This window comes from Haloferax sp. s1 (assembly GCF_058382125.1).
Genome location: NZ_JBZRPK010000732.1, coordinates 31,427 through 57,968 on the forward strand (window position 1 = coordinate 31,427; position 26,542 = coordinate 57,968).

Genomic DNA, 26,542 nt, shown 5'->3' on the forward strand with positions numbered 1-26,542 from the left:
GCCCCTCCTCGTTTGTAAAGATAGTACTCGGCATTCGGTAGTCGGTTCTGCGTCTCGTGAGACCGCTCGAGTCTACAGAAACACGAGGCGGTCCACAGGGTACTCTCGGAATCTACAGACGACGTCGTTGACGAAGAACTACTGGTGTCTACAGGCGGCGCAATTTACGAAACGTTGCCGACAAATCGCCGACCCTTCCGAGACTCAGGCGTCGATATCGTCGAGAATCGCTTCGGCGTGGCCCTCGGGCGAGACGCCCTCGTAGACCTGTTCGATAGCGCCGTCGGGGCCGACGATGTACGTGTTCCGGAAGACACCGTCGAACGTGTTTCCGAACATGTTCTTTTCACCGTACGAATCGTACTTCGTCGAGATGCTCCCGTCCTCGTCCGAGAGGAGGGTAAACGGCAGGTCGTACTTCTCCGCGAACGAGTCGAGGTCCGAAACGGGGTCGTCGCTGATGCCGATGACGGATACGTCGCGGACTTCGAACTCGTCCCACGCATCCCGGAAGCCGCAGGCTTCGGTGGTACAGCCCGGTGTGTCCGCTCGCGGGTAGAAGTAGACGACGACGTGTTCGCCGTGGAAGTCCGAAAGCGAGACGGTGTCGCCGTGCTGGTCAGACAGTTCGAAGTCGGGAGCCTCGTCGCCAATTTCGAGCATTGCTCCCAGTTCAAGCGGCGCAAAGAAGGGTCTTTCTCACTCGAGTTTTTCCGCGGCACCGCGCTCGACAAGTGGGTCGACGTTGGCGGCGGGGAGCGTCACCACGTCCTCGTTGGCGAGGTCGTATTCGCGTTCGTCGACGCCGAGAATAGTTCCCACGTCGGCGGTGATTCGGACTGTCTCGCGTTCGTCGGCGAGACCCGAAAGTGGGTCGTCTTCGGTGGAGTCCGTACCGCTGCCACTCGTTGGGTCGTCGCCACCAACGACGGCCGCCGCTTCGTCGGTAGGACGGTCCGTTGCGGAGGCGTCGGCACCGTCAGCTGAGGACTGGGATGTCGAGTCGCTCGTACCGGTTCCCATCGCGTCGGCGAGTACGTCGCCGGCGTCTGCTGCAGGTGAGACAGCGTCGGTAGTCGACCCGGCCGTCTCCGGGTCCGGTTCGTCCGGCGGAAAAGCTGGCTCCGAGTCGGGTGCCTGTGCGGTGTCCGACGATGGCATTGGGTTTGCTGCCGAGTCGGGACCTGTCCCCGTCGGCTCCGAAGTCGACACGTCAGTCGCCGACACCTCGGTCGGTGCGGAATCAGCAGCCGCAACGTCTTCGAGTGCCGAGAGGACGATTCCGCGATTTTCCTCGATTCGAGCGACCAAATCGTCGAACAGTTGCTGTTCTTCGTGAGTCAGGCCGGCCGTCTCGGATGACATGCCGGCGGCAGCGAAACTTGCGGCCTTGACGACCTTGCCGACGCGGCGTTCGTAGATAGACGTTACCACCTCTTCTGCGGTCTCGATTTCGTCGGTGAGGCGCCGGATTTCGGGAGAATAAGGGGTTCCGAGCTGTTCGGCTTTCTGCTGTCGCTTCGCTTTCTGTTGGGCAATATACTCCGCAACGTCCTCGTAGAACGACTCGCGGAGTTGCTGTAAGCTATCTTTCTGTCGCTCCGTCCGAAGCACACTCCTGAGGTCGTCTACGTTCATTCTGTCACCTTCTCAGCTCGACCGCGGGTCATGAGAAACACCCCGAGGCTTTCGCGTACCGACTGCACACCGGATGTGAGTGTAAAGGTATCGCCATCGAACGTCACCTCACCGGGGTCGGTGACTTTGATGGAAACCTCACTTCCGCGGAAGCGGTCCGGAACGGCGTCGACCAGCGGGTCGAACGCCTCGATTTCGTCGCGAGCGAGGGGTTCGACGACGAGTCCCGAACCACCGTGGAGGCTCTTCGGGAGTCGAATCAGCCGCTTCGTGTCGGTCGTCACGGGTTCGTCTATCGGTGACGTTTCGTCTTCGACGGTCTCCCGAGCGAGTGATTCGACCAGTGTTCGAACGCCGGGACCACCGGCTTCGACGTTCCCCTCGCGGATGGCGTCCGGATTATTCCGGAACGCGCCGAGGATGGTCTTCGCTCGACCGTCGCCGATGCCGTCGAGTTCCTTCAGCCGTTCGAGCGCTGCCTCCTCTTCCATGTCCATCAGGCCGTCGACGAAGTCGAGGAGTCTGCGGTGCGTGCGGCGGCCCCACCCGCCTTCGGCTCGGAGGACCCGCTGTGTCGTCGTGCCGTGCTGTCGAGTCTCGATGAGCGCGTCGAAGTCGAGGTCGATGGCGCGGATGTAATCGACGACTTCGCGGCGCGCCTCGCTGTCGAGACCGCGGATAGACTCGTCGCGCACGTGGACGTGGTATCCGCGGCCGCCCGAGAAGACCGCTTGCATCTCGTCGAAGTCGAAATCGTCTTCGAGAAGGTCGAGGAGGTCCAAAAGTGCCTGCTTGCCCGCTTCGAGCATGTCGGCGTAACCGGTCGTCTCGGGGTCGACACCGGGGAGGTGGTCGGCGTCGATATCGAATACGAGGTCGGCTTCTCGCCAACCTTTGTCGTCCATCGTCGCCGCGCCGGGGTCGGCAAACCGGGCCGACGAGAAGTAGACGTGCCGGGGCGCACTGCGGGCGAGGTAGTCCGAGAGCTCACCCAAATCGAGTAACGACTGGTGTCGGTGCATTCGTGTTCCGCCAGCCGACCACGGGATGACGCCCCACTCCCGCTCGTCGGGGGCGGGTGGGAGCGGAACGTCGGTACTCCGGTAGTAGTCACCGAAGCGACCTTCGAGATACTCGCGTGTGCGCCCATCCATACACCCCGGATTCCGGAGGCGGGGCTAAAGCGATTACGTCTCTGCGCGCCCGTGGGCGACTCTCTCACCGTGCGCACGTTTTGTTGTTTGCTAGCTAACACCTAGACATGTCTGAGATGTCGTACACACGGCTCTGAACGACCGGTCTAGAAGTCTCACGACTTTGTCTCGGCTGTATGAACTTCGGGTCCGGCGCGGACTGGATGATGAACGACCGTGAGGCGAGTCTCGAACTCCTCGACGAGAACCTCGGTGCACTCGAAATCGACCTGACCGACGACGAGATGGCACGTATCGAAGCGCCGAAGACGCCGCAGGGCCGGTGCCGGGTAAAGACTAATACATTATAGGACAAACATATTCAATAATAATTATAAATCGGTGGATTGACTGAAGTCCGGACTGCCGGTAATATTGACAAGTAATTTACTACAACAGCGGTAGTGGCCAGCACCAAAACTATAAATAATCATTGATTGTAGATTACAAACTGTAATGGTTGATATTGACTCTCACACGAGTAAGCGAACTGGCGTCTCTCGCCGCAGTTTCGTAAAGGCTGCCGGCGCATCGGGCGTCGCCGTCGGACTCGCCGGTTGTATTAGCACAGATGGAGGGGGTGGAAACGGTGGTGGTGGAGCGGACACTGATACGCCGATTAACACTGAAGCACCCACAGAAGACATCACGGTCCAGTGGGCCGCCGACACTCGCGTCGGAAACGCAAAGGAGGAAGTATTTCAAGCGCTCCGGGATGCCGGTCTCCCGGAAAACATCACCGTCGAAATCATCGCCGGGTCGCAGGTGACGGACAACCGTCAGGCGCAGTACCAGCAGTGGCTCGGTGGTGACCGTTCGGAACCAACGCTTCTCATGATGGACAGTGGGTGGACGATTCCGTTTATCGCCCGCAACCTCCTACAGAATTTCTCGAAGTCGCTCCCGAGTGAGATGGTGTCAACCATCGAAGATGAATACTTCCAGGCCAGCGTCTCGACGGCGAAAGGGACAGACGGCGACCTCTACGGGCAACCGCTCTTCCCGGACTTCCCGACGATGCAGTATCGCAAGGACCTGCTCCGGAATGCGGGCTACACTGACGCCGATTTCGAGACGTGGGCGACCGAATCCATGTCTTGGGCGGAATTCTCGAAGGTTACGAAGGAAGCACTCGACGCCAACGATGTCAAGCACGGCTACACGTTCCAGGCAAACGTCTACGAGGGTCTGTCGTGCTGTGACTTCAACGAGTTCATGACCTCGTACGGCGGCGCGTACTTCGGCGGCCGAGACAACCTCTTCGGCCCCGTCGGCGACCGTCCCATCACAGTCGAAGAAGAACCCGTACTCGACGCCATTCGAATGGTCCGCACGCTCATCCACGGCGAGGATGACGAGCACTCGCTCGACGGTATCACGGGCAAGGTTTCGCCCGAAGCCGTTCTCCAGTGGACCGAAGAACCGTCGCGCAAACCGTTCACCGGTGGCGACGCCGTCATGCACCGCAACTGGCCGTACTCCATCGTCATCAACGGTGCCGAGCCGTCGGCAGAAAACGACCAGACCGGATTCGGTGAAGACCTCGGTGTCATGCCGATTCCGTACGGCATCACACCCGAGAACGCCAAGTACGAGGGTACTGGTGGCCCGGTCGCAGCCCTCGGTGGCTGGCACATGACGATGAACCCGAACGCCACGGACAAGAAAAAGCAGGCAGCAGTGCAGGTGCTGAAGACGATGCAAGACGAGCAGTTCCAGCTCGACCTCTTCGAGATTATCGGCTGGATTCCGCCCCGACCGTCGCTTCTCGACTCCGAGCAAGCGAAACAGGTGCCTATCATCGGTCGCTACCTCGACGCCCTAAAGGTCGCCGGAGAAAACGCCATTCCGCGTCCAGTTACCGTCGTCTGGCCTCAGCAGTCCGGGAAAATCGCTCAGGAGGTCAACAACGCGATGGCCCGGGAGAAGACGCCCGAGCAGGCGATGTCCGACCTCGCCTCACAGCTGGAACAAACCGAGCAGAATGCGTAGAGCAACGTCTTTACCGCGACGCACTAAAAATATACGTTAACATTTGCCATGGCAACAGAACAACAATCTGGGGAGGCGCTTTCCGAGACCCAGCGAAGCGGCCCGTATTCGTCGGTCGTCAACTGGATGGAGACGCTCTCGGAGACGCAGTTCGCGTACCTGCTTCTCGCACCCGCACTCATCCTGTTAGGGGTAATTGCGGTCTACCCGCTCGTGTCGACGTTCAGCATGTCGCTTTTCGCCGACCAGCTAACGGGGGCCGCACGACTTGGTGAGTTCGTCGGGTTGCAGAACTACGTCGACCTGTTTACTGGCGCGCGAGACTTTGCGCTCCCATCGGCCTTCCTCCCGACATTCACGACAGAATTCCCGTTCGTAACAGACATTTATTCGAGCGCGCTGATGGTGACGCTCATCTTCACCGTGTTCAGCGTGCTCTTCGAAACGCTCATCGGCTTCGGTCAGGCGCTCATTTTGGACCAGGACTTCCGCGGTCGGAGATGGGTCCGCGTTGCTATCATCATCCCGTGGGCTGTGCCCATCGTCATTCAGGGGATGATTTGGTTCCTGATGTTCCAGCCGAACATCGGGTTCCTCGTCGGCACGAGCGACAATCCGGCCATCATGAACCAACTCGGTCTCATCGGAACGACACCGCTGCGCGACACCGCAGACGCGTTGTTCCTCATCATCGTGGCTGACGTGTGGAAGACTTCGGCGTTCATGGCGCTTCTCATCCTCGCCGGGATGCAGAGCATCGACCGCTCGCTGTACGACGTGGCGAAGGTCGCTGGCGCGTCGCGTTGGCAGCAGTTCAAGCTCATCACCTTCCCGCTCATCCTGCCGACGGTATTGGTTGCGATGCTGTTCCGCACCATCGACGCGATGCGAGTTTACGGTATCATCGAGACGATGGCGGGATGTCAGACCGTCCCGTCGTTGTCGTGTCTCGTCGTCACCACGTTCAACGCACCGCTGTACGGGACCTCGGCGACAGTGGCGTTCGTCACCGCCGGTATCATCGCCATCGTGGTCTCCGTATACATCGTGAACTTCGCCAGTGAGGGAATCTAACATGCCCGACGAAAACCCGGAAATCGGTCTCGGCGCCGAAGACGCAGAGATAAAACGAGGACCGCTCGGTCGGTGGGTCAACACGGCTATCAAAAACCCCGACAGAGTCTACCGCGCGATGTTCTACGTCGCAACGGTGTTCTTCCTCGTCACGACACTCTTCCCGTTCTACTGGCTCCTCGTCTTGGCGCTCACACCGAATCGCCTCATCACCGACATGGGACTGGCCCCGAAGGGGTTCAACCCCGAGGTGTTCATCACGATGTTCGAACGGGTACCGTTCCACTGGTACATGTTCAATAGCTTCGTGCTCGGTATCACGACGACCGTACTCGTGTTGCTCATCGCAAGCCTCGCGGGCTACGTCTTCGGACGCCTCCGCTTCCCCGGGAAGAGCCTACTGATGCTCGGCATTCTCGCCATCTCGTACTTCCCGCCAGCGGCGTTCCTCCTCCCGCTTTTCGAACTGTTCACCGGAAACACCGCCATTAGCATCGGCACGGTAACCATCTCGACGCCGGACCTGTTCAACACGCCGGCACCGATGGTGTTCCCGTTCAGCGCGTTGTTCCTGCCGCTTTCCATCTTCATCCTTACAACCTTCTACGGGCAGATTCCCGACGGGTTGGAAGATGCGGCGCGGGTTGAAGGAACGACTCGTCTCGGGGCGCTTTTCCGCGTCATCGTGCCGCTTTCGGCACCTGGCGTGGCTACTGCGGGAGTACTCACGTTCATCTCGGTGTACAACGAGTTCTTCTTCTCGTTCTTGATGAACAACGGTGAAGCCTCCTCGTGGGCACCTATCGTCGCTGGTATTCTGAAATATCAGGGCCAGTTCGACACCCCGTTCAACCTGATGGCCGCCGCCTCCATCGTGGGGGTCTTACCCGTGGCCATCCTTGTCATAATTGCGCAGGAACGTATCGTGAGTGGACTGACTGCAGGAGCACTGAAGGAGTAACTATGGGAGACGTTAAACTCGAACACGTAAGCAAGCACTACGGCGACGTAACGGCGGTCGACGACATGAACCTCGAAATCGAGGATGGTGAATTCATCTGCCTCGTCGGTCCGTCGGGGTGTGGGAAGTCGACGACGATGGAGATGATTGCCGGGTTGACCATCCCCTCGGAAGGGAAGGTCTTCATCGGCGACCGCGAGGTCACGAATCTCCCACCGAAGGACCGCGGAGTGGCGATGGTGTTCCAGAACATCGCGCTGTTCCCGCACATGAACGTATACGACAACATCTCCTTCGGACTTCGACTCCGCAACTACGACAAAGAGGAGATTCAACACCGCGTCGAACGCGCCGCGGATGTCGTCCAACTCGAAGGAATGCTCGAACGCATGCCCGACGAGATGTCCGGCGGTCAGCGCCAGCGCGTCGCTATCGCCCGCGCAATCGTCCGAAACCCCGGCGTGTTCCTCATGGACGAACCGCTCGCGAACCTCGACGCGAAACTTCGCGTCCACATGCGGACCGAACTCCAGCGCCTGCACAAGGAACTGGACACGACCATCATCTACGTCACACACGACCAGGCGGAGGCGATGACGATGTCTGACCGCATCGCAGTTATCGATTCGGGACAACTCCAGCAGATTGACCCACCGCTGGTCTGCTACAACGAACCCGAGAACCTGTTCGTCGCCGGGTTCATCGGGTCGCCCTCGATGAACTTCCTCGACGGTGAAGTCACCGAATACGGATTCGAATCGACGTACATCAGCGTCGAGTTCGACCCCGCGAAGCTGGGGGTCGAGGTCGGAACCGACGTGACGATGGGTATCCGCCCCGAGGACGTGTACCTCCTCGAAGACCAGGGCCTCGTGTCGAACCCCAGCCACCAAATCGACGCGATGACGGACGTGTTGGAGCCGATGGGCGACGAAATCTTCGTCTACCTGAAGCTCTCCGAGGAGGCTCACGCCGACCTCGAAGACACAACCGGCGTCATCAACGACCAACTGCTGATGAGCGTCGCTCCCGACGCGGACATCGAAGATGACGAGGACGTCACGGTCGTCCTCGACCGTTCGCGGGTCCACCTCTTCGATACGGAGACTGGAAAGGCAATCAGCCACGGCATCGAAAGCGGTATCCAGGCAAGCGGCGCGCCCGGCACGGAGGCCGAAAGCGACGACTGAGTCTGGATTCGACCATCCGCCGTCGACCACGTAACACCTCCAAGCCTCACGATACGCCACCTACCACACAACACCTTTCGAACGACCAACCACCTACCGAACACGCACAACACCTTTCGAACGACCAACCACCTTCCAAACCCCACACTCACACACCATGGTTACCGAAATCGGCTTGTTCTACCTCGTCGGGATGACGGTTCTGTTCTTCTTCTGGGCGTACGGAATCGTCTCGTTCGTTCTCGACCTGAAGAACAAGTTCATCCCAAAAGGGCGGCAGTACCTCCGCGGACGGCGACGCCTTAAGGAAGAACAGAAACGCGAAAAAGAGCGTCAGGAACGCGAGGAGCAACTCTACTAAGACGAGACACTCCCACTGGCCGCCAACGACGGCCACGATTCCTGCCGCCTCTTGTCGGTTCTGGTAAATCAGGCCAAAGAACGTGAAACTTAACACCAGTAGTAGTTAATAATTATCTCATGAGTACAGCGTCATCGGCCCGGGTCGGTATCATCGGACTCGGAAACATCGGACACCACCACGCAGACCGGTTAGTCGACCTCGGTGCGACCCTCGTCGGCGGTCTCGACATTCAGGCGGACGCGCGCCGTCGGTTCGCAGAGAAGTACGACGTGAACACCTACGAGGAGAAAGAAGAACTGTTCGCGGAGGTCGACGCCGTCGTCATCACGACACCGAATCGCTTCCACGAGGAGTACGCCGTCGCCGCACTCGATGCGGGACTCGACGTCTTACTCGAAAAGCCGCTCGCACACTCGCTGGAGTCTGCCGAGCGCATCGCCGCCGCTTCTGAACGGGCGGACGGCTTCTGTATGGTCGGGTTCAACAACCGCTTTGCCAACCCGGTCGACGTTATCCGTCACCACCGCGCGACTGGCCGTTTCGGCGACATCACCCACGTGGAAGCCAACCACGCCCGACGACGCGGTATCCCCGGTCGCGGTTCGTGGTTCACCCCGAAGGACATCGCCGGTGGCGGTTCGCTTATCGACATCGGTGTCCACGCAATCGACCTCGCGCTCTACTTCCTCGACTTCCCTGAAGTCGTCGAAGTCTCCGGTATCACTCGCTCCGAGTTCGGTGACCGCGACGACTACACCTTCGTCGAGATGTGGGGCGACGACGTCGGGCCGGAAGGCTTCGACGTGGACGACTCCGCCAGCGCGTTCATCCGCACTGACGAGGGCACGACCATCTCCCTCGAAGTCGCGTGGGCGACGAATCGCCCGACCAACGACGAGTTCTTCCTCCGCGGTACTGAGGGCGGCGTCCGGTTCGACCGCGCGAGTCACGAACTCCAGTTCTACGAGGGCGGCGTCGGCGGCGGAAACCACCTTTCGACCGCCGATATCGACACGCAAGCCAACGACACCCACAAGACCGAACAGCAGGTCTTCCTCGACGCAGTCGCGGCGGGCGAACATCCCGGTCGAAACACGGTCGAACAGGGCCTTGCCGTCCAGCGCGTCATCGACGCCATCTATCGTTCGTCCGAGGAGGGTCAATCGGTCCGCCTCGATACGCTCGAAACGCCGCCCGTGAACTAACCTCTACACAGCGCCACCATCCCGAAAACAGCGCTTCCTCCCAAACAGCGAAACACACCCACCCCAATTCTTCCAGTATGTCCGTCTTCGACGCACTCAGGCGACCAGAACACACCGGCGAGAATCGATGTCTCCCGTGTACCGCGGTCAACGCAGTTCTCGTCGTCCTCGTCGGTCTGGCGCTTGGCGTCCTATGGCCCCCCATCGGGGCCGTCGTCATCGCCGTCGGAACACTACTCGTCTACCTGCGCGGCTACGTCGTCCCCGGAACCCCCTCGTTCGCGCCGAAGCTCGTCTCGGCGGTCGGTCTCGACGGCATCTTCGGCCACAGGGAGGACGACGCCGCCGCACGCCAGTCTGACTCGCTCGACGCCAACGTCGACCCCGACGTGATGCTCTCGACGCTCCTGAACGCCGGTGTTCTCGTGGAAGAACCCGACGGACTGTTCCTGACCGACGAGGCCCGCGAGGAGTGGGAATCAGCGATGGCGACGCTCCGAACGGCCTCGGACGAAGAATTGGCCGACGCCGTTGCGAGTGCGGTTCCGTTCGAAGCGACGGTGACGCCCGATTTTGGTGGCCTCGCAATCGAGGGGCCGGCCATGTCGGTGTGGCTCTCGCGCCCGCAAGCAATCGCTGACGTGGCGACGCTCGACACCGTCGTCGAACGCGATGTCGACCCGATGGTCGCACTCGCCGCGACCGAACCGATGCGGATGTTCACCGAAGTGTGTCCCGAGTGCGGCGGCGTCGTCGAAGAGACGACGACGCGCAACTGTTGCGGCGGGACGGCAGGTCTCCACGACTCACCGGAACACGAGATACTCGGCTGTGTGGACTGCGGTGCGGTCGTCTACGAGTTCCGCGAAGAATAGTGAGTGGTTCGCCGTTTCCGCCAGTGTCGAGTTCCCGAGTTAGGCGAACTGGTCGCGGTCCGGAACTTCGTCGCGGCCGAGCAGAATCTCCTGTCCTTCTACGTCTTCGAGCGCGGCGACGAGGCCGCCGACTTCGACGACGCCTTCGTCAGTCTCGATGTGAAGCGACGCGACTTCTTCTGTGTCCTCGAAGGCCGTCTCGATGACGCGGCCCTCGACGACGATGGCATCGCCCGTTTCCACGTCGCGGCCGGAGATGGAAGCGTAGAAGTCACCTTCGATTTCGCGGATGTCCTTGACGGCGCGGCGAATCGAGGCGTAGCGGCGCGGGAAGGGACGGCGCTTGCCGTTCGCGACGATGGTTTCGGCGGTACTCCAGAGGACGGTCCCGAAGAAGCCGCTCACGAGGAAGCCGAGCGCGGAGCGGTTGAAGATGACGCCGTAGCGGTCGCGGTCGTCGCGGAGCGCGTCCTGCGTCGCGTAGATTGAGTACTCGCCGTCGGCAACCGCGAGGACGGGCGAGGTGATACCGCGGCGGGCGCGGGCGATGGTCGCCACGTCGAGGTAGTTGAACTCGTCCGGGTCGGGTGCGCGGGAGGCGGGCGTAATCAGGAGGTCGATGCTGACGCCGCTGTCGATGGCCGCCGCGAGGTCGTCGCGGAAGCGACGGAGCAGGTCCGGCGTCAAAGAGAGCACGAGTTCGTACTCGGCCGCCTCGATAATCTCCTCGATGTAGCGCAGGATGGTCGACCGCGACTTGACGAGCGAGACTGCCTCGGTGTCTCGGGCGGGGGCGGTGTAGCGCGCTTCCAGTTCCTCGATGAGTTCCTCCAGCGAGGTCTTGACGTTCGAGAAGGCGTCGTCCGGGTCGACCGCGACGATTTTCATGGGGCGCGACTCGCGGAGTTCGACGAGTCCGCGGTCGGAGAGGCTTCGAACCGTGTCGTACACCCGAGGTTGCGGGATACTGGTTCGGTCGGCGATTTCGCTCGCCGTCAACTGTCCGTGTTCGAGGACGGCAAGGTACGCGTCGATTTCGTACTCGCCGAGGTTGAAGCGCTCACCGACTCGCTCCATGGTGAGTCGCAGTTCGTCAGCCATGGTCGTGACGTGTACGTCATCACCTAAAACATTTACTGAAAACCGAGTAGCACAGAATTCCGAAAATAGGTGGTATAGTTGGAGACGCGTGGAAGCGGTAGCCGGAGCCACGCCGAGCAGAATTCGTCTCTATATACCGCTTACATATCCCCGGAGTATCTGGTAGTTCCGGTTTGCGCTTGCGGAGTCGCTCGACGAGGCCGTCGCATCCGTGGTCTAGTCTCTGTGTGGCAACTTCCTGTTCGGAGTACCAATACGTAGCCGTTCACTGCGACCTGAATTCCCGCAGTGGCAACCCTTTTTTCGACCCTTCCCGTTGCGATTTCCATGGACGGAGTCGAGGGGGTCGTCAGCATGCGGGATGTTGTCACCGGGACGTTGCTGGCCGACGGGACACATCCCGTTTTCGTCGCGCTTCAGTCCGGGGCGATGAAACCGCCGGACTTCGTCCCCGAGTATCTGGTGTTCCCCGGATGGCAACTCGTCTTGGCCGCTCTCGTTCTCGGATTGTCAGTCGGTCTCTCGAAGTACGTCGTTCGCCTACTCGGTCGGCCGGTCGCCCGACACTTCCGCCGCCAGAGCGTCGCACAGACGATTCTCAGATTCGTCCGCCTATCCATTATCCTCACGGGTGGCGGCGTCGCCGCGGGTATTCTCGGTTTCGAACTGGGCAACATCGTCCTCTCGGTGACGGTGTTTTCTGCCGTTCTCGGTATCGTGCTCGCTCCCATCGTCGGGAGCATCATCAACGGCGTATTCGTCCTCGCGGACCAGCCCTACGAAATCGGCGACATGATCGAACTCGACAACGGGACCCGCGGGTTCGTCGAGGAAATCAACCTGCGCTACACGAAGGTGTTCACCCTCGACAACACCTTTCTGGTCATGCCGAATTCGAACATCCGCGAGCGCGACGTTACCAACTACTCCGCCGAAGACGAGCGGACGCGCCTGACGCTCGACGTGCTCGTCACCTACGAATCCGATATCGCGGCCGCCCGCGACCTCGTCGAACGCGCCGCCCGCGACTGCGAGGCAGTTATCGAAGGCGGTCCGGACATCCGCATCGGGAGCGCCCGGTATCCGGCGAAGCCAACCGCGTATATCGAATCGTACGCGGATAACGGCGTCCTCCTGCGACTCCGCTACTGGGCGCTGAAACCGTACAAGATGCTCAAGATTCAGTCCGAGGTCCAGACGAGGTTGTGGTCTCACCTCGAAGACTCCGACGCGAACGTCGAGTTCGCGTACCCGCACACGCACCTCGTCTTCGACGACACGAGCGGGGCAGTTCGGGTCTCCGGTGGCGACGGTCCCGAAGACCACCGTCACACGGTTGCGTCGCCACCGACTGGACGGACCGACTCGGTAGAAGCAGCGGATGACGAAGCAGACGAGTAACTTGATTCGAGCGATACTCAGGAGTCGGCGCGGACAGTGATAACCGTACAGTCGAGTTTCTCGCGGAGGTACACGTCGATATCGGGGTCGTCGAGGAACCGACGGAGCATCTTTCGCCATCGACTCGCCTGTTTCGACCCGATGACGACGATGTCCGCTTCTTCGGCGGCCACCTCTTCGAGAATCGTCTCCTCGACGAGGAACCCGTGGCGGACGACGTATCGGGCGCGGACGAGCGGGCCGAACTCGCGTTCGACCGCCCGCTTGAGTTCCGTCCGCGTCACGCCGCGGTTCGACTGGTAGAGGTCGACGTGCAGCACCGTCAACTCGGCGTCGCGCTCTCTCGCAACTCGAATCGCCTCTTCGAGTGTCGCCCGGGAGTGCTTCGAGAGCGGATACCGGACCGGCACTACGACCCGTGTCATACTCGGGACCCACTCGCTACGCGTGCGTGAACCTTTCCTTCGCGGATGGGTTCGCCTCGGTCACTGTCTCTGTCTTGGATGAAGTCGCTGCCGTTGCGGTGGGACCACAGCACGAGTCAGTCCTCTGTGTGGGCGCTCGACCGACGTTCGATTCGGCCTTCGATTTCGGCGTCGAAGCCGACTTCGCGGGCGTACCGCGCCACCGCGTCGTGTTGAATCTCGAACTCGCCGGCGCGGTGCGCCCGCGTGAGCGCCGAGAATTCGACGGAACTGTGAAGCAGATAGTCACTCGTCGCAACCGTGTAGAGCGCCTCGGAGTCGATTGGGTCGCCGTCGACGAAGGCTTCGACGACTTCGTCCCGGTCGTCGTCCCAGACGATTCGCGCGCCGCTTATCTGGGCGTGCCACCACTCGGGTTCGCCGAAGCCCATCGCGGACCCACGGGCATCGTTGAACACGTCCAGAAGTTCCTCGCCGGTCACTTCGGCGACCACGAGGTGTTCTTCGAAGGGGACGAGACTCACGATATCGGCGTGGGTCACGTCGGGTCCGACGGGTGGACCCGAGCGAATGCCGCCGCTATTCTGGAGTCCCACGTCGGCCCCGGTGGCCCACCGGTAGGCGTCCGCAATGGCGTTTCCGACGCGACACTCGCCCGCGGCGACGGTCTCTTCGGTACGGTCCATCGGTTGGTCGATTCTGCAGAGCACTTCGTCGAGACCGGCGGCGTCGACGCGCCCGTGAAGTGCCTCGACGAGCGATTCGTCGCCCCGGTACTCGGACGTTCTGTGTCGAACCGTCTCGATTCGTTCGTCGTCGAGTCGGACTTCCCAGACGACGTGGCCGTTGGCTCCGGGTCGGACAATAGGAACGCCGTCGACGACATCGTCTCGTTCGGCGTGGACGTGCCCACCGAGAACGAGGTCGACATCGCAGCGGCGGGCGAGTTCGTCGTCGCCGCTGCCGAGGTGCGAGAGCGCGACGACCGCATCCGCGCCCTCTTCGCGGAGTGCAGCGATGGCGTCGGCGGCCGCTTCGTAGGGGTCGGTGAACGTGAGGTCGACCGCTTCGGGGTTGGTCGACTCCGTCGCGGGGTCGGTGACGCCAAAGAACCCGAGCGTCAGTCCGCCGACCGCTGCGGTGGCCCACGGGACGGTCCCTTCGGCGGCACCGAACCGGTCGGCGGTTTCGTCGTAGACGTTGCTCGTAACCCACGTGGGACGACTCGCGGAGACGAGTTCGCGGGTCCGAGTAGGACCGTAATCGAAGTCGTGGTTGCCGAACGTCTCGAAGTCGGCGTCGACGGCGTGATAAAAGTCGAGCGCCTGCCCACCGCGTTCGATGAGTGACAGAACGCCCGGTGAGGTGTTGTCGCCACTGCCGACGACGAGCGTGTGGTCGTCGTCGAGGGCGGAGACGCACCCGGCGAGCCGACCAGCACGCAGGGGGTCGTCGAAGACGTTCTCGATATCGGAGTAGTGGAGGAGACGAGGCATTCGCTTCTCGAATGTGGGGGTCTGAGTGGACAAGAAGCCGTCGGGACAACACGACGGAGAGGGGTTGATGCGGACGGAAGAACGGGTCGGGACGGTGGTGGGTGCACCACCCCGACTCGCCTCACTCCGCCGCAGTGTGACGCTCGTCTATTCTTCTGCTTCGAGTTCGAACGCGACGATAACCTCGGCTTGGTACTCTCGTGTCTCGACGGACGCGACTTCGACGCCGAGTTCTTCCACTTCGACCCAGTGGACGCCGGCGAGCGTCTCCTCCGCTCGGTCGATGGCGTCGTCGACTGCCGCGTCGAAACTCTCGTTACTCCGACCGATGAGGGTGATTTTCTTAAACACCATCTCGGCTGACCATTCGTCGTACTATCACAAATAATCGTCCCCAATCTCACGATACAGCATCGCGGTTCCGGTACACCGTAGACGAGCGTCTATAAACACTCGACTACGAGGTCAGCAGCTCGGAAGACGGAAATCACCCTTCGCGGGTGGCCTTCTCAAGTCGTTGTTGAAGCGCCCCGACCACATCAGTAAGGTGAGCCGTTCCCCAGATGGCGACGACGACGCCGCCGATAGCGTCGAACACGAGGTCCAAGAGTGTGTCTTCGAGTCCGTACTGCGTCAGGACGGACCCTGCTCCGGTGAGCGCGGCGACCCCCGAGATGGCGAATTCGATGACTTCCCAGAAGACTCCGAACGCGAGGACGAAAAGCAGGATAAAGACGAACATAAATCTGGGCGGGAGGTAGATGGCAGTCGTGTGTTCGTCGACCGCGCGGACGGTCGCGTAGCCAGCGGCGGCGACAACAGAAGACGACAGTGCGTGCGTGAAGTGGTCCCACCACCAGATGCCTGCGTAGAAACTCGTCTCCGTGCCGGGAACGCCAACGGTCCCGAGGGCGTGGAAAAACGCCGCGGAGGATATCCAAAGCGTCAGGCCCGCATCCATGGGAATGCGGTAGTCGCGTTCGAGTAGTGCTGGGAGGTACGTCACACCGAGGCTGACCGAGGCGTTGACGACGATACCGAAGTTTGGCCGGTCAAGGCCGATGAAGATGAGACCGATGAGAATTATCTGCATGGCTCGTGAGAGCTGTTGCTGTCGCCGTTCGTCGATGTGGAGCCTCGTTCGAACCTTCACGGCAGGTCACCGTCCTCCAGTTCCAGGGCTTCACTCAGTTCTTCTCTCCTCGTCACTTGGCTCCCATCCGACTCTTGGGTCTCCCCGACTTCTGCGACTTCGTTGGGGAGGCGTTCTCGCGACCCCGCCCGGCGGCGGAAGTAGTGCTCGAACAGTAATCCGGCGACGAGCCCGGCGACCGTGGCGGCGACGAAATCCCACATCAGACCTGTCTCGATGACATCGTCGCTCCGCCCGTTGAACAGCAATTCCGTTCCGAGATAGATATCTGAGAGCCACTGTACGACCGCCCAGACGCCCGCCGCGGCCATCGTGGCGATGACGACGAAGACGATAGCAAACGAGTAGTTCATCCGGACGGGTGTGAACACGTCCAACTCGACCGCGACGATGAGTGCGACCGCGGCGACCGCGAGATAGGTCGAAACGCGGCCCGTGAACATCACGCCGCCGATGGTCTGGCCTCGAACGAGAACCCGGGCGACGAGCGGAAACGAAGCCAGCGCGATGACTTCCCACGGAAGCATCGCCTGTGGCTCACGAAACGCAACGGCGGGGACGACGGTCAGGACGGCGACACCCGCGGCGAAGCCGCCCCACACGAGGTCGCCGCCGGTGACGACACTCCCGATAGCGACCGCTGTGAGAAAGCCGACGAACAGCCACGCGAGCGCTGCATTGAGTCGTCTGCTACGGACGAATCGACGGAGCCCCGTCTGCGTGGTCCGTGTCATGCCCGTCCGTTAGCGACGGGCTGAGAAAACGTTTGGGCGCGTGTCTGTGATTATAAGCTGTGCAGGCCGACCCGAGTCACGTGTTCGTGCCCCGGACGACCTCGTAGTCGTCACCTCCGTTGTCGGAGACGCCGATAATTGCCCATTCGTACGGAAGGTCGATACCGCGAAGTCGCTCTCGAAGCGCGCTAATGTGGTCGTCCCACGTCACGAAACAGCGGAGCCGGTACTGTGTCTCGGTTCCGCCGTCTGTAAACGCCGGACGGCAATTGGTCGCTTCGCGCGAACTCAGTGCGGTCACTTGGACCGTACGCCACTTGCGTTCAGCCAGCATATCGGGACCGTCGCCCGAGACGGTGTAGCCGAGCTGACCGAATATCGACCGAGCCTCCTGAACAGGAGGCATCGAAGCCTGGGCCATGCAGGTCAACGTACACCCGCACCTGTGATAAAGATTGTCACGATATACCGTACCAATGACTGCGAATGTGTTGCTTTTGCGGCGATACTATTCGTGGGCGGCGTCCCACTCGTCTGGTTTCCGGACGTTTCCACACTCGTTGCATTCGACGCGACCCATCGTGTCCATCGCGGTGTCGAACGAATCGCAGTTCCCACAGCGGTAGCCCCATCGGGACTCGGCGCTATCGGTCGAGTACACGACGTAGAACGGGCCTTTCGACCCGCGGTCGAATTCGTTGCTCGCGACGAACACAGTTTTCCCACCCGGTACAGTCTGTGACTGGAGTTGGGTCATAGCACCCGGTTGGGAAGCAGGTGGCTTAAGAAATTGGACCTATGTGCGGAAGGATTCGCCACAGCCGCAACTGCTCGATGCGTTCGGGTTCTCGACGTTGAAACCTGCCCCTTGCAGGCCGCCCTCGTAGTCGAGCGTCGCGCCGCCGATGTAGTTCATACTCGCCGGGTCGACGAACACGCGGAGGCCGTGTTGTTCGACGACGGTGTCGTCGTCTTCCGGTTCGCCATCGAACCGCATCCCATACGACAAACCGGCGCAGCCGCCCTGCTGGACGAACAGGCGGAGACCAGCCACGTCGGTGTCCATCGACTCTCCTTCGAGGAGCGAGATGGCTTCGTCCGCGGCCTCGGGCGTAACCGTGACGGCCGCCTCGTCGCTGCCAGTCGCGGATTCGGTACTCATACTACCCGTTATACTGTGGGAACGGTTAACTGTGCCGCCGGGTGAAAAAAGCTGCTGCCGCGACGACGGTCGTGCCGTTTCCGACCCTTACTCCTCGAACCGTTCGCGGACGCTCTGTGCGTGCGCGTCGAGTCCTTCCGCTTCGGCGAGCGTCGTAACCGTCTCTGAGAGGCCCGAAAGCGCCTCCTGGTCGAGTCGCTGGACAGTTGTCGAGCGGACGAAGTGGTCCACCGAGAGTCCGCCCTGTTGCTTCGCACCGGCACCAGTCGGTAGCACGTGGTTCGTTCCGGAGGCGTAGTCGCCCGCGGCGACTGGGGTGTACGGACCGAGGAAGACGCTTCCGGCCGAGTCGATACGGTCGAGGAGAGCTTCGTCATCGTCGGCCTGAATCGACAGGTGCTCTGCGGCGTACTCTTCGGCGAAGAGCACCGCTTCGGACATCGAGCGGGCGACGAGCACGCCCGAAGCGTCGTTCTCCAGCGCTGCCTCGATGGTCTCGGTGCGTTCGCGCTCTGCGGCCTGTCGCTCGACCTCCTCGACGATTTCTGTGGCGAGGTCGGCGTCGTCGGTGACGGCGACCACGGAAGCGTTCGGGTCGTGTTCGGCCTGTGCGACGAGGTCGGCCGCGACGAATCGCACCTCTGCGGTCTCGTCGGCGACGACGAGTACCTCGGAGGGACCGGCGAGGAAGTCGATGTCAACGTCGCCGCGAACCTCGGCCTTCGCAGCCGTAACCCACTTGTTGCCCGGGCCGACGACCTTCTGGACGGCCTTCACGGTCTCCGTGCCGTAGGCGAGAGCGGCGATGCCTTGTGCGCCACCAACAGAGTACACCGCGTCAGCACCCGCGACGTGCATTGCAGCGAGGGTGACGGGGTTCATCGTGTCGGCGGGCGGCGTGGCGACCGCGACGTGCTCGACGCCCGCGACTTTGGCGGGGATGACACCCATGAGAACGCTGGACGGGTAGGCTGCGGTACCGCCGGGTGCGTAGACGCCGACGCGGTCAAGGGGGCGGTAGCGTCGCCCGAGTTCGCGCGTGCCGGAAGCGCCGAAGTCCTCGCGCCAGTCTTCGGGGACCTGTCGCTCGTGGAATTCGCGGATGTTCGCCGCCGCCGTCTCGATAGCTTCGCGCACGTCGTCGTCGATTTCGTCGTAGGCGCGTTCGGCCGCGTCGCTCACGTCGATGTTGCCGACTTCGACGTCGTCGAACTCGCGGGAGTAGTCCCGGAGCGCAACGTCGCCCTCCCTGCGGACTCGTTCGACGATGTCGCGTACGTCGGAGCGAACGTCGCCGACGCCGGCGTCTCGTTCGAAGAAGGCGCGGCGAGCGTCGGGGCCGAGGTCGGCCAGTTCGCGAACCTCGATGTTCATACCCGGGCTTTAGCGTCGGCGCGAAAAGTCGTTGCGGAAGCGGTGGGCCACTTTTCGGCGCTCAAACGTCGCTCGCGTCTGCAACCAAATCTCGGATGATGCCCGCAATCAAATATCGGATGACGACCGCAACCAAATCTCGGATGATGCCCGCAATCAGATAACGTCCCGGCGCTCCGAGTATGTAAGCGTCTGCTCGTCGGTTTCGATGGTCGTCTGAATCGTAATCCATCCGTCAGCTTGCTGCACCGCAAACGCCTCCGAGAGCGAGAGTTTGACGCGCCTCGTCGTCGAGTAGGACTCACCAGCAGGCAGGTTTCCGACCTCCTCGCTTCCGCGCCAAATTTCGTCGTCCGCATCGGTGCTGTTGCCGACGAAGATACGACTGTAGACGGTAACGCCGGTGGCGTCTGCGTCCTGTTGATTGACCAGCGTACTCGTCACGTCGCGGCACGTCTGTCCGCACTTCTCGATTTCGTCTATCTGGAATACGAACGGCGGTTCTGGAGTTGACTCGCCCGATGTGGGCGCATCTTCCGTCGAATCACTTTTCTCGTCTTCGCTTGGTGTCGGAGACGACATCTGCGTCGGTGTTGGCGTCTGCGTGGGGAAGTCACTACTGGATGCGTCTTTGTCCCCCGACTCGGGACCGAACCCGGTACCGAGTGCGATACCGACCCCACCGACTGCGAGTACAACGACCAATACAACAACCACGCTGCGTCGCTTCATTGTATGTATTGACGTTCCAGAACATCATGAAGTAGTGAATTAGTTCACGCCATTTTAGCCCAATTTCTCTGATACTCGTTTGTCTCGCTTCGGTTTGGCAGTGGCTAACCCGAAATTGGACCGGGGCAGTCTGTGCCACCCCGTGAGTACTGCGGCCCCACCGTCGCGGTTGGTCAAACCCTACTCGGCAAGTTCGTCGTGCATTGCCGCGAACCCGGCGTCCGCGTCTACATCGGCACCCTGCGCCTCCAGCGCCTCGCCGAGGGCTGTTATGAGGAACGAAACGTTCTCGGGCTGGGCGGAGTAGCCCATACAGCCGATACGGAAGATGTCGCCCGCGAGCGCGCCGAGACCGCCGGCGATTTCGAGGTCGTACTGTTCGAGGACGTAGTCGATTGCCTCACCTGCGTGGACCCCGTCGGGGACGAGTACCGCGTTGAGACTCGGCAGCCAGTACTCGTCTTCGGGATTCAGCCCGAGACCCATCGCTTCGACGGCCGCTTTCAGTGCGCCCGCGACGCGGCGGTGGCGGTCCCACCGGTTTTCGATACCCTCCTCGGCGACCAACCTGAGCGCCTCGCGAATCGCGTAGACGTTGGTGATGGGCGCAGTATGGTGGTACGACCGGTCGTCGCCCCAGTAGCCTTCGAGTAGCGAGAGGTCGAGATACCACGAGCGTGGTGGGTCCTCACGCGACAGAACCTTGTCCATCGCGCGGTCGTTGAGCGTGAGCGGACTCGCACCCGGCGGACAGGAGAGACACTTCTGCGGCCCAGCGTAGGCGACGTCGATACCCCAGTCGTCGACTTCGAGTTCGACGCCGCCGAGCGAAGTCACACAGTCCGCGATGACGAGGGCGTCGTGGTCGTGAGCGATGCCCGTCAGTTCGGGGACGCTCGGTTGCTTGACGCCGGTCGACGTTTCGGCGTGGACGAACCCGAACACGTCCGGTTGGTATTCGTCGAAGGCCGCCTGCACGTCGGCGGAGTCGAGCGGTTCGCCCCACGGCGCGTCGACGTGGACGACGTTGCCGCCGGCGCGTTCGGCCATCGACTCCATGCGACCGCCGAAATATCCGTTCGTGGGGACGAGCACCGTATCACCCGGTTCGACGAGGTTGCCGATGGCTGCCTCCATCGACGCCGACCCGGTCCCGGACACCGGTATCGTCCACTGGTTATCGGTGCGGAACGTGTAGCGCATGAGGTCCTGCACCTCGTTCATGATGTCGATGAACGACGGGTCGAGATGGCCGACGAGCGGCGTCGACATCGCTCGGAGGACGCGCGGGTGGGCGTCGCTCGGTCCGGGACCCATCAGGGTTCGATTCGGCGGGGTGAGTTCGCCGACATCGGGTGCGTCTGTCATGGTCTTGTGTGACGTGCCACGTAGTGGACCAAAAGAAATGTGATTGCGGAAGGACGTTCGGAGAGCGGTCGGTCTTGTGACTAGAGCCGGTAGAGCGTCTTAGCCGGCCAACGCCTCTGCGACCTTCTCTATCGGGTGGGCTGGCCGGTGCACTCCCTCACGCTCCCGGTCGGCGAGTTGCGACCGACACGATGCACCGGGTGCGACGACGGTGTCGCCGTCGCTCTCGTCTACTTTCTCGAACAGGATGCGGCCGATTGCCTTCGAGAGGTCGTAGTGTTCGGATTCGTAGCCGAAGCTTCCAGCCATTCCGCAGCACCCCGAATCGAGCGGGTCCACGTCGTAGCCGACGCGCCGGAGGACGCCCACGGCGTGGTGGTCCTTGTTCAGCGCCTTCTGGTTGCAGTGGCCGTGGTACGTCAGCGACCCGAGGTCGCCGCCGTCGGCGACGGCGGTTCCGGCGGTTCCCACAGACCCCAAACCGGTCGATTCGCGGCCGCGAATGGGGAGTTCCTCGTCGAGTCGGTACACGTCGATGAACTCCATGACGCCGTAGGCTGCCGCTCCGACCGGGGCGACGGCCTCGTTCGGCAGGAGGTCGTCGTACTCGTCTTGGAACATCACCACGTCGGACGGCTCGGTGAAGACCACGGACCAGCCGTCTTCGACGAATGGACGGAGCGCCTCGACGTTGTGTCCCGCGCGCTTCCGCGCGAGGTCGAGAAATCCGCCGGAGTAGGCGGCTCGCCCGCTCGGATGGACGTTCTCGGCGAGTCGGACGTGGACGCCCGCCGCCTCCAGTGTCCGCACCGCGGCTTTGCCGATTTCGGGCGTGACGTAGTTCGTGTACGTGTCCGGGAACAGGAGGACGCGATGTGTCGCCTCGGCCTGCGAGACGGTGGCTTCGCGGAATTTCATCCACTGTTCGAGCGTGTTGCTGGTGAACGACGGTAGTTCTCGGTCGGACGCGATGCCGACGAGGCGGTCCATCGCGTCCCGCGCACCCGGCAGTTCAGCGGCCCAGTTCGAAACGGGTGCCAGTACGCTCCCGAGTCGTGCAAACCGGTCGATGTTGGCGAATAGTCGTTCCCGAATCGACGCGCCTGCTTCGGCGTGATGCTTGTGTTTCACCTCGGCTTTGAGTTTCGCGAGGTCGACGCCGGTCGGACAGTCGTTCTTGCATCCCTTACACCCGATACAGAGGCCGAGAATCTCCTCTTGGAACCGTTCGGTGTAGAGTTCTTCTTCGGGAAGGTCGCCGCTGATGGCCGCCCGCAACATGTTCGCCCTGCCGCGAGTCGTCTCCGTCTCGTCCTTGGATGCCCGGTACGTCGGGCACATCGTCTCCGACCCGGTCTGGCGACACGTTCCACAGCCGTTGCACAGCTCCACGAGGTGCGAGAAGCCGCCTTCGTCCTCGAAATCGAGCGTCGTCGCCGGTTCGAGCGAGGCGTACGACGCGCCGTACCGCAGGTTCTCGCGCATGTCGGTCGGGTCATCGCTGCGGTAGACGACCTTCCCCGGATTCATGCGCCAGTCGGGGTCGAACGCCGATTTTACCTGCTTGAACGCGTCCCAGAGCGCCGGGCCGTACATCTTCGGATTCCACTCGGTTCTGGCGAGACCGTCGCCGTGCTCGCCGGAGAACGCCCCGTGGTGTTCCAATACGAGGTCGGTCACGTCGTCGGTTATCGACCGCATCGTCTCGATGCCGTCTCGGTCTTTCAGGTTCAGAATGGGTCGAATGTGAAGCGTCCCGGCCCCGGCGTGGGCGAAGTACGCCGCCGATGTTCCGTGGTCCGCCAGTACATCCTCGAACGACTGCACGTACTCCGCGAGTTCTTCCGGCGGAACGCTCGCGTCCTCGATGAAGGGGTACGGCTTCGGGTCGCCCTGCAAGGACATGAGCAGCGGAATCGCCGCCTTCCGGAGTTTCCAGAGGTTCGCCTGCGCCTCGTCGGTGTAGGCTTCGATGGCGTCGAACGCCCTGCCGTCGTCCGCTTCCGCTTTCGACTTCGCCTCCGCTTTCGACTCCGCCTCCGCCTCCAACTCCGACCGCAGGAAGTGGTCGTTGGCCGCCTGAATCACCGCCTCGAAGTCGTCGTGGAGTTCGGAATCGAACTCCAGCATCAGCGTCGCAGCCGTCCCGTCGGGAATCCCCTCGACGTACTGGGCGTATTCGCTCGACTCGGCGGCCATCCTGAACACCTCGTCGTCCATGAGTTCGACGGCGCTCGCGTCGAAGTCGAGCGCGTCGGGAACCGCCGTCATCGCGTCGAGGAGGTCGTCGTAGGCGTAGAGCACGAGTGCCGTCTCTTCGGGCACCGTCACGAGCGACACGGTGGCTTCGACGACGACGCCGAGTGTGCCCTCCGCGCCGACGAACAGTTTCGAGAGGTTGACGACCGTTTCACCGTCGTCGTTCTCGAAGACGACTTTGTGGAGGTTGTAGCCGGAGACACAGCGCTTGAGCTCGGGATACCGCTGTTCGATTTCGGTTTCGTTCTCTTCGACCAGTCGGACTACGGTCCGATAGATTTCGGCCTCGCGGTCGTCTTTCGCCACGATGTCGTCCCACTCGTCGCTTCCGACGACCACGTCGCGGGTGTGCACGAGCGACCCATCGGCGAGTACGACGCGCAACTCCTCGGTGTAGGCGTCGGTGATGCCGTAGCGGACCGAGTGTGCCCCGGTCGAGTTGTTGCCGATGCCACCGCCGATTGTCGCTCGATTCGAGGACGCGGGGTCGGGTGCGAACTTCAGGCCGTGTGCCGAGAGACGGTCGTCGAGGTCGTCCTGAACCACGCCGGGTTGAACCGTCGCCCGTCGATTCTCGGGGTCGACCGCGACGATATCGTCCATATACTTCGAGAAGTCGAGGACGACACAGCCGGGACCGACTGTCTGCCCCGCCAGCGACGACCCCGCCCCGCGCGGAAGAATCGGAACGTCGTGCGCCGCGGCGATTTCGACCGCCGCCCGAACGTCGTCGGGGTCGCGGGGGATGACCACTCCCGCCGGACGGGCGCGGTAAATCGACCCGTCTGTGGCGTACAAGACCTGCGTGTACTCGTCGAATCGAACCTCGCCCTCGACGGCGTCGCGCAAGTCGGACGCCAACTCGGCGTGGGCCGCTACGTCGGATACCTCGTAGTCACGTGACTCCTGAAATCGCCGGAAGTCGCTCAAGTCCCCTTCGTCAACCGCCGTCGTGGCGCGATTCGGCCACGAAGAGTCGTCGCCAACCATTATCATATATAATTGTTTAGAATAGCAAAAGTGTGTGTGCGAGCCGCCATCTTTGCCACCAGAAGGGAGAGATGGCAATTCCTCGCCGAGTTACTGCGGCGGGTTCCGCGGATAGTTCCCCGCGCCCGTCTGGAGTTCGCCGTCGACGACGACCCAGCCCTGTCGGTCAGCAGGGATATCGTAGGCGTGGATTCGGTCGCTGTACTCGTTGTAGTTCCACCCGCCGACCCACCACGAGTTTGTTCCGTAGAGTTCGACGTTCACGGAGACGTTGGTCGTCTCCGGACCGTCGTACTGCAGGAACAGCATCGTGTCGTACGAGTAGCACCGCGTCTCGTCGTCTTCGCGGGGCCACTCGCACGGGACTCGCTGCGAGTTAGCACGCGGGTGGAAGAGCGGTTCAGCTCCCTCGGGAGACCGCGTGTCGATAGAGCGGTTTACCGTCGCGTCGGCGTTGAGGTCTACCGCATCGTGTTCGACGCGGAGCGTATCGGAGTCGTTTCGGCTGTACTCGCGTTCGGGAATCTGCTCCCAGCGGACGAGTCGGTCGTTCTCTACGACTGCTCGGTGGTAGGTCGGTTCGGCGGGTATCTCGTCCGCTCGAACCCGAAGCATCGGGCCGTACTGCGTCTCTACCACGTCGTAGGTCCACGTTTCGGGGACGAGATACTCCCGCGATTCGACGGTATCGCCGATTGGAGACGAGTTGTTAGCGACAGGAAGTGGGACGAGAATCGTCACGTTGGAAATCTGCTCGTCCGCCGAGATACGGACGCTGTAGTCGTACTGACTCCCGTAGGAGTCGAGAAACGAGAGTCGGCCAAACGCCCAGAGACCGCCGCCGATAGCGGCGACGACGAGCAGGACGACGACGACAACGATGCCCAGTGTGCGGCGTTTCATCGGACTCACCCACTGGTCTCTGTCGAAGCGTCGTCCCCACCGTCGTCGACTGAGATTGTCACCGTCTCGTGCCCGCCCGCTTCGAGCAGCGTCGCGATTCGGTCGGCTATCTTCGCAGTCCGTCCCTCTCGTGTACCGTAGGCAATCAGGAGTGAATCCATCTGTTCCCACCATCTTCCTATTCGTTCGCTTACAGCATAACCCTGAAGACAGGCTCTCAAACCGCGGGAAACGGAGCCGAATCGTGGATGCCCCAGTAGGAACTATTTTGGGGACCTGCGAACCACTACCGAATACAACTAATGAATACCCCGATAGACACCTACCTCGTCACGCAGTCTGACCTCTCCAACGGTCGGACGACGCTCGACGTGGTGCAGGCCGCAGTTGATGGGGGCGTCGATGTTGTCCAGCTCCGCGAGAAGCACGCAAGCGCCCGCGAGCGATACGAAACCGGGTGTGAAGTTCGGGACGTGACGGCCGATGCGGGCGTCTCGCTCGTCGTCAACGACCGAGTCGATATCGCCGCTGCAATCGACGCCGACGGCGTCCACCTCGGCGACGACGACGTTCCCGTCTCCGTCGCGCGCGAGCAACTCGGCGCAGACACCATCATCGGTCGGTCGGTTTCGACCGTCGCAGGCGCGAAGGCCGCCGAAGAAGCGGGTGCGGACTACCTCGGCGTGGGTGCCGTCTTTTCGACGACAACGAAGCAGACTGACCCCGACCAGTCCGAAATCGGCGTCAAGCGAGTTTCCGCGGTCGCCGACGCCGTCTCGATTCCGCTCGTCGGCATTGGCGGCATCACGCCGTCGAACGCCGCCGATGTCGTCGCCGCTGGAGCCGATGGCGTCGCTGTCGTCTCCGCCATCACCGCCGCAGGCGATCCAGAAAGCCCAGCACGTCGGCATGCGACCCGCGGCGCCGGACGGAGGGGCCCCCGAGGATCAGG

At 62.0% G+C, this 26,542-nt stretch carries 27 protein-coding genes and 1 pseudogene; 10 read left to right on the top strand and 18 right to left on the bottom strand.

What is annotated here, in order from left to right:
• Positions 1-204: 204 nt before the first annotated feature.
• Genes bcp through priS form a run of 3 tightly spaced genes read right to left on the bottom strand, consistent with a single transcriptional unit; the run spans position 205 to position 2,792 of the window.
• The gene (gene bcp / locus QT222_RS22800; RefSeq protein ID WP_491478465.1) at positions 205-663 is read right to left on the bottom strand and encodes a thioredoxin-dependent thiol peroxidase; all 459 of its coding nucleotides are present in this window, start codon (positions 661-663) and stop codon (positions 205-207) included.
• A 36-nt stretch (positions 664-699) separates the two neighbouring features.
• Positions 700-1,638, bottom strand: a complete 939-nt coding sequence (locus QT222_RS22805; protein WP_491478466.1) for a DNA replication protein — start codon at positions 1,636-1,638, stop codon at positions 700-702.
• Positions 1,635-2,792 carry a DNA primase small subunit PriS gene (priS, locus tag QT222_RS22810; RefSeq protein ID WP_004060189.1) on the bottom strand — a complete coding sequence of 386 codons (1,158 nt, stop codon included), beginning with the start codon at positions 2,790-2,792 and terminating at the stop codon, positions 1,635-1,637. The genes QT222_RS22805 and priS overlap by 4 nt, the downstream gene beginning before the upstream one ends.
• 107 nt (positions 2,793-2,899) lie before the next feature.
• Between priS and QT222_RS22815 the strand changes: the two are divergent.
• The 8 genes and pseudogenes from QT222_RS22815 to QT222_RS22850 all read left to right on the top strand — a co-directional run.
• A pseudogene (locus tag QT222_RS22815) lies at positions 2,900-3,049 on the top strand (aldo/keto reductase); the annotation flags it as partial.
• A 238-nt stretch (positions 3,050-3,287) separates the two neighbouring features.
• Positions 3,288-4,823 (top strand): substrate-binding domain-containing protein, encoded by a 1,536-nt coding sequence (locus QT222_RS22820; RefSeq protein WP_491478467.1) that lies wholly within the window; start codon positions 3,288-3,290, stop codon positions 4,821-4,823.
• Positions 4,824-4,949: 126 nt separating this feature from the next.
• Positions 4,950-5,897, top strand: coding sequence for a carbohydrate ABC transporter permease (locus QT222_RS22825; protein ID WP_491478479.1), 948 nt, complete (start codon positions 4,950-4,952; stop codon positions 5,895-5,897).
• Position 5,898: 1 nt separating this feature from the next.
• Positions 5,899-6,858 (top strand): carbohydrate ABC transporter permease, encoded by a 960-nt coding sequence (locus tag QT222_RS22830; RefSeq protein WP_004060185.1) that lies wholly within the window; start codon positions 5,899-5,901, stop codon positions 6,856-6,858.
• Between the two features lie 2 nt (positions 6,859-6,860).
• On the top strand, positions 6,861-8,048 hold the full coding sequence (locus QT222_RS22835) for an ABC transporter ATP-binding protein (protein WP_491478468.1): 1,188 nt from the start codon (positions 6,861-6,863) through the stop codon (positions 8,046-8,048).
• Between the two features lie 157 nt (positions 8,049-8,205).
• Positions 8,206-8,409 carry a DUF8005 family protein gene (locus tag QT222_RS22840; protein WP_004060183.1) on the top strand — a complete coding sequence of 68 codons (204 nt, stop codon included), beginning with the start codon at positions 8,206-8,208 and terminating at the stop codon, positions 8,407-8,409.
• A gap of 119 nt (positions 8,410-8,528) precedes the next feature.
• Positions 8,529-9,617, top strand: coding sequence for a Gfo/Idh/MocA family protein (locus QT222_RS22845; protein WP_491478469.1), 1,089 nt, complete (start codon positions 8,529-8,531; stop codon positions 9,615-9,617).
• 77 nt (positions 9,618-9,694) lie between these two features.
• Positions 9,695-10,492 carry a DUF8054 domain-containing protein gene (locus QT222_RS22850; protein ID WP_004060181.1) on the top strand — a complete coding sequence of 266 codons (798 nt, stop codon included), beginning with the start codon at positions 9,695-9,697 and terminating at the stop codon, positions 10,490-10,492.
• A 39-nt stretch (positions 10,493-10,531) separates the two neighbouring features.
• Here the strand turns inward: QT222_RS22850 and trmB are convergent, their stop codons facing one another.
• Positions 10,532-11,593 carry an HTH-type sugar sensing transcriptional regulator TrmB gene (trmB, locus tag QT222_RS22855; RefSeq protein ID WP_004060180.1) on the bottom strand — a complete coding sequence of 354 codons (1,062 nt, stop codon included), beginning with the start codon at positions 11,591-11,593 and terminating at the stop codon, positions 10,532-10,534.
• 327 nt (positions 11,594-11,920) lie between these two features.
• Here trmB and QT222_RS22860 point away from each other — a divergent pair, with 327 nt between their 5' ends.
• Entirely contained in the window at positions 11,921-12,994 is a 1,074-nt protein-coding gene (locus QT222_RS22860; protein ID WP_491478470.1) for a mechanosensitive ion channel family protein, read from the top strand.
• A gap of 17 nt (positions 12,995-13,011) precedes the next feature.
• Here the strand turns inward: QT222_RS22860 and QT222_RS22865 are convergent, their stop codons facing one another.
• The 14 genes from QT222_RS22865 to QT222_RS22930 form a co-directional block, all read right to left on the bottom strand.
• Positions 13,012-13,419: a universal stress protein gene (locus QT222_RS22865; RefSeq protein WP_004060178.1), complete on the bottom strand. Its 408-nt coding sequence runs from the start codon at positions 13,417-13,419 to the stop codon at positions 13,012-13,014.
• Positions 13,420-13,535: 116 nt separating this feature from the next.
• The gene (locus QT222_RS22870) at positions 13,536-14,915 is read right to left on the bottom strand and encodes a bifunctional metallophosphatase/5'-nucleotidase (protein WP_491478471.1); all 1,380 of its coding nucleotides are present in this window, start codon (positions 14,913-14,915) and stop codon (positions 13,536-13,538) included.
• 147 nt (positions 14,916-15,062) lie between these two features.
• Complete coding sequence (locus QT222_RS22875; protein ID WP_004060176.1) at positions 15,063-15,269, bottom strand: dodecin; 207 nt, start codon at positions 15,267-15,269, stop codon at positions 15,063-15,065.
• A 133-nt stretch (positions 15,270-15,402) separates the two neighbouring features.
• Positions 15,403-16,068 (bottom strand): DUF2238 domain-containing protein, encoded by a 666-nt coding sequence (locus QT222_RS22880; RefSeq protein WP_491478472.1) that lies wholly within the window; start codon positions 16,066-16,068, stop codon positions 15,403-15,405.
• Positions 16,065-16,802, bottom strand: a complete 738-nt coding sequence (locus QT222_RS22885) for a hypothetical protein (protein ID WP_491478473.1) — start codon at positions 16,800-16,802, stop codon at positions 16,065-16,067. Before QT222_RS22885 ends, QT222_RS22880 begins: the two co-directional genes overlap by 4 nt.
• Positions 16,803-16,878: 76 nt before the next feature.
• Complete coding sequence (locus QT222_RS22890) at positions 16,879-17,223, bottom strand: DUF7116 family protein (RefSeq protein WP_014732548.1); 345 nt, start codon at positions 17,221-17,223, stop codon at positions 16,879-16,881.
• Positions 17,224-17,310: 87 nt separating this feature from the next.
• Positions 17,311-17,559 carry a DUF5816 domain-containing protein gene (locus QT222_RS22895; RefSeq protein ID WP_004060172.1) on the bottom strand — a complete coding sequence of 83 codons (249 nt, stop codon included), beginning with the start codon at positions 17,557-17,559 and terminating at the stop codon, positions 17,311-17,313.
• A 39-nt stretch (positions 17,560-17,598) separates the two neighbouring features.
• Positions 17,599-17,964 carry a HesB/IscA family protein gene (locus QT222_RS22900; protein ID WP_004060171.1) on the bottom strand — a complete coding sequence of 122 codons (366 nt, stop codon included), beginning with the start codon at positions 17,962-17,964 and terminating at the stop codon, positions 17,599-17,601.
• 87 nt (positions 17,965-18,051) lie between these two features.
• A complete protein-coding gene (gene hisD, locus QT222_RS22905; protein ID WP_491478480.1) occupies positions 18,052-19,332 on the bottom strand; it encodes a histidinol dehydrogenase in 1,281 nt (426 codons plus the stop codon).
• A 162-nt stretch (positions 19,333-19,494) separates the two neighbouring features.
• Positions 19,495-20,070 (bottom strand): hypothetical protein, encoded by a 576-nt coding sequence (locus QT222_RS22910; RefSeq protein ID WP_004060169.1) that lies wholly within the window; start codon positions 20,068-20,070, stop codon positions 19,495-19,497.
• A gap of 180 nt (positions 20,071-20,250) precedes the next feature.
• Entirely contained in the window at positions 20,251-21,387 is a 1,137-nt protein-coding gene (locus QT222_RS22915) for a pyridoxal-phosphate-dependent aminotransferase family protein (RefSeq protein WP_491478481.1), read from the bottom strand.
• Between the two features lie 150 nt (positions 21,388-21,537).
• Complete coding sequence (locus QT222_RS22920) at positions 21,538-24,687, bottom strand: FAD-binding and (Fe-S)-binding domain-containing protein (protein WP_491478474.1); 3,150 nt, start codon at positions 24,685-24,687, stop codon at positions 21,538-21,540.
• 90 nt (positions 24,688-24,777) lie between these two features.
• Positions 24,778-25,590 carry a hypothetical protein gene (locus QT222_RS22925; protein WP_004060166.1) on the bottom strand — a complete coding sequence of 271 codons (813 nt, stop codon included), beginning with the start codon at positions 25,588-25,590 and terminating at the stop codon, positions 24,778-24,780.
• 5 nt (positions 25,591-25,595) lie between these two features.
• Complete coding sequence (locus QT222_RS22930; RefSeq protein ID WP_004060165.1) at positions 25,596-25,751, bottom strand: NADPH-dependent FMN reductase family protein; 156 nt, start codon at positions 25,749-25,751, stop codon at positions 25,596-25,598.
• A gap of 141 nt (positions 25,752-25,892) precedes the next feature.
• On the opposite strand from QT222_RS22930, the gene thiE reads away from it, so the two are divergent.
• The coding region (thiE, locus tag QT222_RS22935; RefSeq protein WP_491478475.1) for a thiamine phosphate synthase at positions 25,893-26,542 on the top strand (650 nt) is incomplete at its 3' end.

Coding starts and splice junctions, on each gene's coding strand:
- bcp (WP_491478465.1), bottom strand. CDS start 663: ATGCTCGAAATTGGCGACGAGGCTCCCGACTTCGAACTGTCTGACCAG.
- QT222_RS22805 (WP_491478466.1), bottom strand. CDS start 1,638: ATGAACGTAGACGACCTCAGGAGTGTGCTTCGGACGGAGCGACAGAAA.
- priS (WP_004060189.1), bottom strand. CDS start 2,792: ATGGATGGGCGCACACGCGAGTATCTCGAAGGTCGCTTCGGTGACTAC.
- QT222_RS22820 (WP_491478467.1), top strand. CDS start 3,288: ATGGTTGATATTGACTCTCACACGAGTAAGCGAACTGGCGTCTCTCGC.
- QT222_RS22825 (WP_491478479.1), top strand. CDS start 4,950: ATGGAGACGCTCTCGGAGACGCAGTTCGCGTACCTGCTTCTCGCACCC.
- QT222_RS22830 (WP_004060185.1), top strand. CDS start 5,899: ATGCCCGACGAAAACCCGGAAATCGGTCTCGGCGCCGAAGACGCAGAG.
- QT222_RS22835 (WP_491478468.1), top strand. CDS start 6,861: ATGGGAGACGTTAAACTCGAACACGTAAGCAAGCACTACGGCGACGTA.
- QT222_RS22840 (WP_004060183.1), top strand. CDS start 8,206: ATGGTTACCGAAATCGGCTTGTTCTACCTCGTCGGGATGACGGTTCTG.
- QT222_RS22845 (WP_491478469.1), top strand. CDS start 8,529: ATGAGTACAGCGTCATCGGCCCGGGTCGGTATCATCGGACTCGGAAAC.
- QT222_RS22850 (WP_004060181.1), top strand. CDS start 9,695: ATGTCCGTCTTCGACGCACTCAGGCGACCAGAACACACCGGCGAGAAT.
- trmB (WP_004060180.1), bottom strand. CDS start 11,593: ATGGCTGACGAACTGCGACTCACCATGGAGCGAGTCGGTGAGCGCTTC.
- QT222_RS22860 (WP_491478470.1), top strand. CDS start 11,921: ATGGACGGAGTCGAGGGGGTCGTCAGCATGCGGGATGTTGTCACCGGG.
- QT222_RS22865 (WP_004060178.1), bottom strand. CDS start 13,419: ATGACACGGGTCGTAGTGCCGGTCCGGTATCCGCTCTCGAAGCACTCC.
- QT222_RS22870 (WP_491478471.1), bottom strand. CDS start 14,915: ATGCCTCGTCTCCTCCACTACTCCGATATCGAGAACGTCTTCGACGAC.
- QT222_RS22875 (WP_004060176.1), bottom strand. CDS start 15,269: ATGGTGTTTAAGAAAATCACCCTCATCGGTCGGAGTAACGAGAGTTTC.
- QT222_RS22885 (WP_491478473.1), bottom strand. CDS start 16,802: ATGACACGGACCACGCAGACGGGGCTCCGTCGATTCGTCCGTAGCAGA.
- QT222_RS22890 (WP_014732548.1), bottom strand. CDS start 17,223: ATGGCCCAGGCTTCGATGCCTCCTGTTCAGGAGGCTCGGTCGATATTC.
- QT222_RS22895 (WP_004060172.1), bottom strand. CDS start 17,559: ATGACCCAACTCCAGTCACAGACTGTACCGGGTGGGAAAACTGTGTTC.
- QT222_RS22900 (WP_004060171.1), bottom strand. CDS start 17,964: ATGAGTACCGAATCCGCGACTGGCAGCGACGAGGCGGCCGTCACGGTT.
- QT222_RS22910 (WP_004060169.1), bottom strand. CDS start 20,070: ATGAAGCGACGCAGCGTGGTTGTTGTATTGGTCGTTGTACTCGCAGTC.
- QT222_RS22915 (WP_491478481.1), bottom strand. CDS start 21,387: ATGGGTCCCGGACCGAGCGACGCCCACCCGCGCGTCCTCCGAGCGATG.
- QT222_RS22920 (WP_491478474.1), bottom strand. CDS start 24,687: ATGGTTGGCGACGACTCTTCGTGGCCGAATCGCGCCACGACGGCGGTT.
- QT222_RS22925 (WP_004060166.1), bottom strand. CDS start 25,590: ATGAAACGCCGCACACTGGGCATCGTTGTCGTCGTCGTCCTGCTCGTC.
- QT222_RS22930 (WP_004060165.1), bottom strand. CDS start 25,751: ATGGATTCACTCCTGATTGCCTACGGTACACGAGAGGGACGGACTGCG.